This window comes from Streptomyces sp. NPDC007162, assembly GCF_040634175.1.
GTDB lineage: Bacteria > Actinomycetota > Actinomycetes > Streptomycetales > Streptomycetaceae > Streptomyces.
Genome location: NZ_JBEYFC010000378.1, coordinates 1 through 9,037 on the forward strand (window position 1 = coordinate 1; position 9,037 = coordinate 9,037).

Consider the following 9,037-nt stretch of genomic DNA (forward strand, 5'->3'; position numbering starts at 1 on the left):
ATGGGAAGTGGCTTCGCGTTGGTCCAGCCGAGTGAGCTGCGCGAGGACGTGGTCTGCGACCCGCTGGCCTTCTGGGTGCCCGCGCAGGGCAGTTCGGCGCCCGGCGGCGGCCGTCCGGACACCACGGTGTACGACCGGGAGGCGCGGGCGCTGGAGGAGGTGCGGCGGGAGATCGACGCCGTGCTGACGGTACGGCAGGACGCCGAGGCGCGGCTGATCAGGCTGCGGGACGTGCTGTCCCGCGCGGACCGCACCCTGTCCGAGGCGCGTACCGCCCGCGGTGAGGTCCTCGCGAAGATCGCGGCGACCGAGGTGCCGGTGGTCAGCGGTCCGCCGACCGCGCTCCAGGAGCAGCTGGCGACCGCCGCCGAGTACCGCAGGCAGGCCCAGTGGCACCGGCTGTCGCCGCTTCTGGAGTCGCTGGAGCAGCAGGCGGAGGACGAACTGCTGCGGGCCCGCGAGTCGTTGACGGCGGTCACCGCGCCGCTGGCGGTCCGCGCGGAGCTGCGCGGCCGGCTGGACGCGTACAAGGCGAAGGTGGCCCGGCACGGGCTGGCCGAGGACCCGTTCCTGATCGAGCGGTACGACGCGGCCCGGCGGATGCTGTGGAGCGCGCCCTGCGACCTGAGGGTGGCGGAGCAGGCGGTGCTGCGGTACCAGCGGGCGGCGGCCGAGGCGCTGGGGGCGCCGCGGGTGCCGCAGCAGGGCGGGCCCGAGGACCGGAGGGGGGAGCAGGTATGAGCCAGGTGGGACAGTCGTGCCAGCGGCCGGGCTGCGAGGGGTCGTACGAGGACGTGGGCGGCGGCGAGCTGTACTGCGACACCTGCGGTCTGGCGCCGGTCGTCTCGGCGAAGGGGACGCTGGAATCGCCGCCCACCGGGATCACGGCCGGCGGCCGGGACTCGGCGGGCAGCGGGAGTTCGCGCTCCACCGGCCGCAGTTCGCGGACGTCGTCGCAGTCGTCGAAGTCGCGGCGCTCGGTCTCCGGGCGGCTGTCGCGGTCGCTGTCGGGCGGGCCGACGGGGCGTTCGGTGTCGGTGCGCAGTTCGGGTTCGTCGACCGGTGCGTCGGGGCGCAGCAGGCTGGGCGCGGGCCTGGTGGCGGTGCCTCAGGTGCCGCGGCCCGACCCGCGCGCGATGGTCCTGGACGACCCGGAGGTGCCCGAGCGCAAGCGGTTCTGCTCGCGTTCGGACTGCGGGGCGCCGGTCGGCCGGGCCCGGGGTGAGCGGCCGGGCCGCACCGAGGGGTTCTGCACCAAGTGCGGCAACCCGTATTCGTTCGTGCCCAAGCTCAAGGCCGGTGACGTGGTGCACGGCCAGTACGAGGTCGCGGGCTGTCTGGCGCACGGCGGTCTGGGCTGGATCTACCTGGCCGTGGACAAGGCGGTGGCCGACCGTTGGGTGGTCCTCAAGGGCCTCCTGGACACCGGTGACCAGGACGCGATGGCCGCGGCGATCTCCGAGCGGCGGTTCCTCGCGGAGATCGAGCACGCGAACATCGTGCGGATCTACAACTTCGTCGAGCACCTCGACAAGCGGACCGGCTCCCTGGACGGCTACATCGTCATGGAGTACGTCGGCGGCAAGTCCCTCAAGGAGATCGCCAACGCCCGGCGCACGCCGGAGGGCCGCCGCGACCCGCTGCCGGTGGAGCAGGCGTGCGCCTACGGCATCGAGGCCCTGGAGGCCCTCGGCCATCTGCACAGCCGCAACCTGCTGTACTGCGACTTCAAGGTCGACAACGCCATCCAGACCGAGGACCAGCTGAAGCTGATCGACATGGGCGCGGTGCGCCGCATGGACGACGAGGAGTCGGCGATCTACGGCACGGTCGGCTACCAGGCGCCGGAGGTCGCCGAGGTGGGTCCGTCGGTCGCCTCCGACCTGTACACGGTGGGCCGCACGCTGGCCGTGCTCACCTTCGACTTCCATGGCTACACGACGGTCTTCGTGGACTCGCTGCCCGACCCGGACACCGTCGAGGTCTTCCGGCAGTACGAGTCGTTCTACCGGCTGCTGGTGCGGGCCACCGACCCGGACCCGGCCCGCCGGTTCGCCTCCGCGCAGGAGATGGCCGAGCAGCTGACCGGGGTGCTGCGGGAGGTCGTGTCGGTGCAGACCGGGCAGGCCAGGCCCGCCCTGTCGACGCTGTTCGGGCCCGAGGTGAAGGTCACGGACACGGAGTTGTTCCCGAGGCTGGCCGGGGACGTGTCCCGGCTGGGCACCCGGGCGGTGACCTCCAGAACGCTCGCGCTGGAGCCGCCGGGAGCGCGGACGGCCCCCGACGGCGCGGCCGGTTCCCTGGTGAAGGCCGTCGCCACGCCGGCCGCCGGGCTCGCCCTGCCGGTGCCGCTGGTCGACCAGAGCGACCCGAACGCCGGTTTCCTGGCGGGCCTGATGATGACCTCGGCGCCGGGCGAGCTGCTCGGGGCGCTGGCCGCCGCGCCCACGCAGACCGTGGAGACCCGGCTGCGGGGGATCCGCGCCCGGCTGGAGAGCGACGGCCAGGAGGCCGCCCTGACCGCGCTGGGCGAGCTGGAGGACGAGCGGCCCGACGACTGGCGGGTGGTCTGGTACCGGGGTGTGGCCGCCCTGGTCACCGGCGACTTCGAGGGCGCGGCGCTGTCCTTCGACGCGGTCTACGACGCGTTCCCCGGCGAGAGCGCGCCCAAGCTGGCGCTCGGGCTGTGCGCGGAGGTGCTGGGCCAGCTGGACAACGCGGCCGAGTACTACCGGCTGGTGTGGGCGACCGACCCGAGCTTCGTGAGCGCCGCCTTCGGGCTGGCCCGGGTGCAGCTGGCGGCCGGGGACCGGCGGGGGGCCGTGAAGACGCTGGAGTCGGTGCCGGAGGCCTCGATCCACTACACGGCGGCCCGGGTGGCGGCCGTACGGGCGCGGTTGCGGCACCGGACCGCGGGGCCGGACGACACGCCGTTCCTGGACGATCTGACGGCCGCGGCCGGGCAGATCGAGGCGCTGGACGCGTACGGTCTGGACCCGGCCAGACGTGAGCAGTTGTCGGCGGAGGTGCTCGGCTGCGCGCTGGACTGGATACTCTCCGGGGGCCAGGGCGTACAGTCCGCGACCGGTGGCCGGGTGCTGCTCGGCAGCGGTCTGGACGAGCGGGGCCTCCGCTTCGGCCTGGAACGCTCGTACCGCACGCTGGCCAGACTGGCGACCGGCGGTGAGGAGAGGATCGACCTGGTGGAACGGGCCAACCGTTACCGCCCCCGGACGTGGGTGTAGTTGATGTCGCAGATGCCCCAGCAGGCCGCACCGGCGAAGTGCCCGAGCTGCGCGGAGCCGCTCGAATCGGGTGATCTCTTCTGTGGTGCGTGCGGGTACGACCTGTCGGCCGTGCCCGCCGCGCCGCCGGACCACCCGACCCTCACCATGGGCGCCTCCGGTGTGGGACCCTCCGGTGTGAACTGGCCCCCGCCCGAGCCGGAGAGCTCCTCGACGCACGCTGACCCGCACCTGCCGACCGATCTGCCCGGCACCGACTCGGGCGGCACGCCGCTGCCCGGTTCGGCGCCGCACGGCTCGCCGGGGTCACCGGCCGCCGGGGTGCGGTTCGACCGGCCGCCGGAGCCCGACGAGGACTACCCGCTGCAGGCGCCGGACCCGCGGGTGGCCGCCTCCGCCGCCGAGAACGCCGAGAGCACCGGGGCCGCCGGGGCGGCGAAGGTGTGCGTGGCCTGCCGGGCGGGCCGCGTCGACGACGACGGCTACTGCGAGAACTGCGGGCACGCCCAGCCCCGGGAGCGCGACCACATGGAGCAGGAGTCGGGTCCGGTGGCCGCGGTCAGCGACCGCGGACTGCGCCACCACCGCAACGAGGACGCGTTCGCCGTCGGCTGCACCGCGCTGCCCGACGGCACCCCGGCGGTGCTCGCGGTCGTCTGTGACGGGGTCTCCTCGGCGACCCGTCCCGACGAGGCCTCCATGGCCGCGTCCCGGGCCGCGGGCGAGTGCCTGCTCGCCGCGCTGCCGCAGGGCACCCATCCGCAGGCGGCGCTGCACGAGGCGATCGTCGCCGCGTCCCACGCCGTCAACGCGCTGGCCGACGAGCCCACCTCGGCCCGCGAGCACACCCCGCACCAGAACGCGCCCGCGTGCACGATCGTCGGCTCGGTGGTCACCGCGGGCCTGCTGGTCGTCGGCTGGGTCGGCGACAGCCGCGCCTACTGGGTGCCGGCGGACCGCAGTTCACCGCCGGCCCGGCTCACCGAGGACGACTCCTGGGCCGCGCAGATGGTGGCGGCGGGCCTGATGAGCGAGGCGCAGGCGTACGCCGACGAGCGGGCCCACGCGATCACCGGCTGGCTCGGCGCGGACGCCTACGAACTGGAGCCGCACACCGCGTCCTTCAAGCCGGACCGGCCCGGTGTGGTGGTGGTGTGCACCGACGGCCTGTGGAACTACGCGGAGACGGCCGAGGAGATGTCCGAGATCGTCCCCGCGGATGTGGCGCTGCGGCCGCTGCACGCCGCCCGGGTCCTGGTCGGCCACGCCCTGGACGGCGGGGGCCACGACAACGTAACAGTGGCGCTGCTGCCGTTCCCGGCGCCGCCGCAGGGGGCAGGATCCGCCTGAGGCCGTCGCAGAACGGCCGTGAACGGGAGAGCGGAACGGGGTAGCGCAGGGGAAGCACCGGCGGGCCGGAGGGGACCGGTCCGCACACAGTCAGCACCCATCACGCGTGGGTGGAGGGGGACCGGAGCAGTCATGGCCAATTTCTCGAAGTCGAACGTGCCGCAGTTCTCGGTGGACGTGTACCAGAACGAGTACCTGCCGGACGGGGGCCGTGAGGTCAACGCGATCGTCACGGTGACCTCGACCGGCGGCGGCACCGTCGGCAGCTCGGTCGGCGCCTCGTACGCGCCCGGGCAGGGGCCGTCGGCCGGGGTGGCGATCATGGTGGACTGCTCCGGTTCGATGGACTACCCGCCCACCAAGATGCGCAACGCCCGGGACGCCACGGCGGCCGCGATCGACACGCTGCGCGACGGCACCCACTTCGCGGTGGTCGGCGGCACGCACGTCGCCAAGGAGGTCTACCCGGGCGGCGGGCGGCTCGCGGTGGCCGACCGCACCACCCGGGAGCAGGCCAAGCAGGCGCTGCGCAGGCTGAGCGCGGGCGGCGGCACGGCGATCGGCACCTGGCTGCGCCTGGCCGACCGGCTGCTGTCCTCGGCGGACGTCGCGATCCGGCACGGCATCCTGCTCACCGACGGCCGCAACGAGCACGAGTCGCCGGAGGACCTGAGGGCCGCCCTGGACTCCTGTGCCGGACGGTTCACCTGTGACGCCCGCGGTGTGGGCACCGACTGGGAAGTGAAAGAAGTCACAGGGATAGCCTCCGCGATGCTCGGCACCGCCGACATCGTCGCCGACCCCGCGGGCCTGGCCGCCGACTTCACGCAGATGATGGAGACGGCGATGGGCAAGGAGGTCGCCGACGTCGCGCTCAGGCTGTGGACCCCGGTCGGCACGACCATCAAGTTCGTCAAGCAAGTGGCGCCCACCGTCGAGCAGTTGACCGACCGGCGCACCGAGGCAGGCCCGCGTGCCGGGGACTACCCGACCGGCTCCTGGGGTGACGAGTCGCGCGACTACCACGTCTGCGTGGAGGTCCCCTCGGCCGGCCTCGGCCAGGAAATGCTCGCCGCGCGGGTCTCGTTGGTGGTCCCGCAGCCCGACGGCAGCGTCCAGAACCTGGGCGCACAGGGTCTGATCAGGGCGGTGTGGACGGACGACATGGCCGCCTCGACCTCCATCAATCCCCAGGTCGCCCACTACACAGGTCAGGCCGAACTTGCACAAGCCATCCAGAAGGGCCTGGATCTGCGCAAAGCAGGCGATATGGACGGAGCAACCGCCAAACTGGGTCGGGCCGTTCAGTTGGCAAGCGCTTCCGGTAACGCGGATACTGCGAAACTGCTTGCGAAGGTGGTGGACGTGGTCGATGCCGCGACGGGTACTGTGCGACTGAAAGCGAAGGTTGCGGAGGCCGACGAGATGACTCTCGAGACACGGTCCACAAAGACTGTTCGTGTAAAGAAGTGACCTGAGAGCAGACCCAGCAGCATCCGCAGGACGCCCAGACAGGCTCAGGACGAACCTGACAGAGAGGGAAGCACCGACATGCCGACCTGCCCGAACGGACACCAGTCGGGTTCCGACGACTGGTGCGAGGTGTGCGGTCACCGCATGGCCGGTGCCGTACCTCCGCCGCCCCCGCCGACCGCAGGCGGCTACGGCTTCCCGCCGCCCGCGCCCGGTGCCCCGGCCGGCGGGCCCGCGGGCGGCCCCGGCGGCCGTCACCTCTCGGCCGTGCCGAACGGCTCCGAGGCGGAGCTGTGCCCGCAGTGCCGTACGCCCCGGGAGGGCGGTGCGCCGTTCTGCGAGGAGTGCCGCTGGAACTTCCTGACCAACACGGCGACCTCGTACACCCCGGCCGCGCCGCGCCCGTCGGGGCCCGGCCAGGGCGCGCCCACCTTCCGGCCGCCCGCCCCGCCGTCGTACGGCGGCAACACCGACTCGTACGAGTACCAGGGCTCGCGCCCCTCGCAGGTGAACCGTCCCGCCGAGCCGATCCCGTCCTTCGGCAGCGAGCCCTCGGGCCCGACGCCGTTCGCGGGCGAGCGCGGCGGCCCGCCGGCGTTCGGCGAGCGCGGCCAGTCCGGTCCCCCGCAGTTCGGCAGTGACCGCGGCCAGTCCGGTCCCCCGCAGTTCGGCAGTGACCGCGGCCAGTCCGGTCCCCCGCAGTTCGGCAGTGACCGCGGCCAGTCCGGTCCGCCCCCCTTCGGTGAGGACCGCGGCGCCTCCGGGCCCCCGCCCTTCGGCGGCGAGCGCGGCCAGTCCGGTCCCCCGCAGTTCGGCGGCGACCGCGGGCAGTCGGGCCCCCCGCAGTTCGGCAGTGACCGCGGCCAGTCCGGTCCGCCCCCCTTCGGTGAGGACCGCGGCGCCTCCGGGCCCCCGCCCTTCGGCGGTGACCGGGGCCAGTCCGGTCCCCCGCAGTTCGGCGGCGACCGCGGCCAGTCCGGGCCCCCGCCTTTCGGCGGCGAGCGCGGGCCTTCGGCGTTCGGCGGCGCCCCCGGCACCGGTCAGGCCTCCGGCCCCTACACCCGCGACCCCGGCGGCCCCGCGGGCGGCCCCTTCGGCGGCGACCCGTCCCGGCCGCCGGTTCCGCCGCCGCCCGGCGGTCCCGGCGCGACCGCCGGCGGCGCTCCCGGCGCCTTCCAGCAGTCGGCTCCGCCCGGTTTCCCGCAGGAGACCACCCGGCCGCCGGCCGGCGGCCCGTCCTTCGGCGGCGGTGACGACGACTGGGTGATCTCCCCGCCGTCGGGCGGCCCCGGCGCTCCGGGGGGCCGCCCCGGCGGCTACGGCTACCCGCAGCCCGGTTCCGCCCAGGCCCCGGGCTCCGGATTCCCGCAGGCCCCGCAGTCCCCGGCGACCTGGACGGCGACGATCGGCCCGGACCGCGAGTACTTCATGGCGATGATGCAGCGCTCGGGCCCCGAGGCGGCCGGCCTCAACCTGCCCGCGTACTCCCCCGAGCAGCAGCGCACCCTCACCGGCAACCAGGTCACCATCGGCCGCCGCCGGCACTCCACCGGCGACACCCCCGACATCGACCTGTCGGTGCCGCCGGAGGACCCGGGCGTCTCCCACCAGCACGCGGTCCTGGTCCAGCAGCCAGACGGCAGCTGGGCGGTCGTCGACCAGAACTCGACGAACGGCACCACGGTGAACGGCGGCGAGGACCCCATCCAGCCCTTCGTCCCGGTGCCCCTCCAGGACGGCGACCGGGTGCACGTGGGCGCCTGGACGACGATCACCGTCCGACGGGGCTGAGCGCGGCACCCCGCAGTCGGCGTCAGACCGGGAGCGGCCAGACGAACGGCCCCTCCCGGTCATCCAGCCACAGCCACTCCCCGCCCTCCTCCACCGTCACCCCGTACCGCTCCCGCCCGGGCCTGCCCTCGCCCGCCCACACCTCATAGGCCTCCTTCGGCGCGAGCACCCCCCGCGTCAGCTCCGCCAGGAACTGGAAGGACTCGTCCCCGAAGGCCCAGGCCGGCACCCCGCTCGCATCCCCCGCCCCGACCGCCCTCGCCACGCCGCGCAGCGGCACGAAGAACGCCGCCGACGCCAGGAACCGCCCCTCGGCACGGCCCGCGCCCGCCACGGCCAGCGCCAGCAGCCCCGTGGCCACCGGCGAGAGGATCCGCGCCCCCGGCACGCACTGCCCGACCCAGGCCCGCGGCACCCCCGGCAGCGCGCACGTCGCGACGATCCGCTCGTACGGCGCCCGCTCCGGCACCCCTCGCGCCCCGTCCCCCGTGACGACGGCCGGCCGGTACCCCGCCGACGCCAGGTGCCGCCGCGCCGACTCGACGATCTCCGGCTCCACGTCGACGGTCGTGACCAGGCCGTCGTCCCCCAGCCGGTGGGCCAGCAGCGCCGCGTTGTACCCGGTGCCCGCGCCGATCTCCAGCACCCGGTCACCGTCGGCCACCCGCAGCGCCACCAGCATCCGCGCCATCAGCGACGGCTGGCTGCTGGAGGACAGCAGCTCACCGTCGCGCAGCCGGGTGGCCAGCGGAACGTCCTCGTACGCGCCCCGCACCCACCGCTCCCGCGCCGCCGGGTCGGGACTCTGGCCCCACCGGCGCTCGTACCCCCGCGCCCCGGCGACGTAGTAGTACGGCACGAACAGGTGCCGGGGCACCGCCTCGAAGGCCGCCCGCCACACCGGTTCCGCCGCCCAGACCCCCTCGGCGTCGATCTCCCGCACCAGCTCGGCCCGCGCGCCGGCGGCGAGCTCCTCGGTCTCCGCGTCGTAGGGGCCCATGTGTCCAGCCTAGGCACCGGGCGGCGGTCGGTCCTGAGCCTCGAGTCCTGGGTCACCCGGTCTGAGACCATGTACGGGTGAGATGATCCACGGGGACGCCGCGCGCAGGGGTGAGGTGTCGAGGACGGCGGTGGCGAGGCCGTCGACGCGTTCGAGGCGGGAGCCGAGGGTGGCGGGC

At 74.5% G+C, this 9,037-nt stretch carries 5 protein-coding genes and 2 pseudogenes; 5 read left to right on the forward strand and 2 right to left on the reverse strand.

Annotated elements, in window-relative coordinates; translation table 11 throughout:
- The 5 genes and pseudogenes from ABZ646_RS32990 to ABZ646_RS33010 all read left to right on the forward strand — a co-directional run.
- Nucleotides 1-741: pseudogene (locus ABZ646_RS32990) on the forward strand (hypothetical protein); the annotation flags it as partial.
- The gene (locus ABZ646_RS32995) at nt 738-3,245 is read left to right on the forward strand and encodes a tetratricopeptide repeat protein (RefSeq protein ID WP_360527091.1); all 2,508 of its coding nucleotides are present in this window, start codon (nt 738-740) and stop codon (nt 3,243-3,245) included. The pseudogene ABZ646_RS32990 and the gene ABZ646_RS32995, both read left to right, overlap by 4 nt.
- A gap of 3 nt (nt 3,246-3,248) precedes the next feature.
- Nucleotides 3,249-4,595 carry a PP2C family serine/threonine-protein phosphatase gene (locus tag ABZ646_RS33000; protein WP_360527094.1) on the forward strand — a complete coding sequence of 449 codons (1,347 nt, stop codon included), beginning with the start codon at nt 3,249-3,251 and terminating at the stop codon, nt 4,593-4,595.
- Between the two features lie 132 nt (nt 4,596-4,727).
- On the forward strand, nt 4,728-6,068 hold the full coding sequence (locus tag ABZ646_RS33005) for a VWA domain-containing protein (protein WP_360527097.1): 1,341 nt from the start codon (nt 4,728-4,730) through the stop codon (nt 6,066-6,068).
- Nucleotides 6,069-6,146: 78 nt separating this feature from the next.
- Entirely contained in the window at nt 6,147-7,859 is a 1,713-nt protein-coding gene (locus tag ABZ646_RS33010) for an FHA domain-containing protein (RefSeq protein ID WP_360527100.1), read from the forward strand.
- Nucleotides 7,860-7,881: 22 nt separating this feature from the next.
- Here the strand turns inward: ABZ646_RS33010 and ABZ646_RS33015 are convergent, their stop codons facing one another.
- The gene (locus ABZ646_RS33015; RefSeq protein WP_360527103.1) at nt 7,882-8,859 is read right to left on the reverse strand and encodes a methyltransferase domain-containing protein; all 978 of its coding nucleotides are present in this window, start codon (nt 8,857-8,859) and stop codon (nt 7,882-7,884) included.
- A gap of 99 nt (nt 8,860-8,958) precedes the next feature.
- Nucleotides 8,959-9,037 (reverse strand): annotated as a pseudogene (locus ABZ646_RS33020) (SIS domain-containing protein); the annotation flags it as partial.

Coding starts and splice junctions, on each gene's coding strand:
- ABZ646_RS32995 (WP_360527091.1), top strand. CDS start 738: ATGAGCCAGGTGGGACAGTCGTGCCAGCGGCCGGGCTGCGAGGGGTCG.
- ABZ646_RS33000 (WP_360527094.1), top strand. CDS start 3,249: ATGTCGCAGATGCCCCAGCAGGCCGCACCGGCGAAGTGCCCGAGCTGC.
- ABZ646_RS33005 (WP_360527097.1), top strand. CDS start 4,728: ATGGCCAATTTCTCGAAGTCGAACGTGCCGCAGTTCTCGGTGGACGTG.
- ABZ646_RS33010 (WP_360527100.1), top strand. CDS start 6,147: ATGCCGACCTGCCCGAACGGACACCAGTCGGGTTCCGACGACTGGTGC.
- ABZ646_RS33015 (WP_360527103.1), bottom strand. CDS start 8,859: ATGGGCCCCTACGACGCGGAGACCGAGGAGCTCGCCGCCGGCGCGCGG.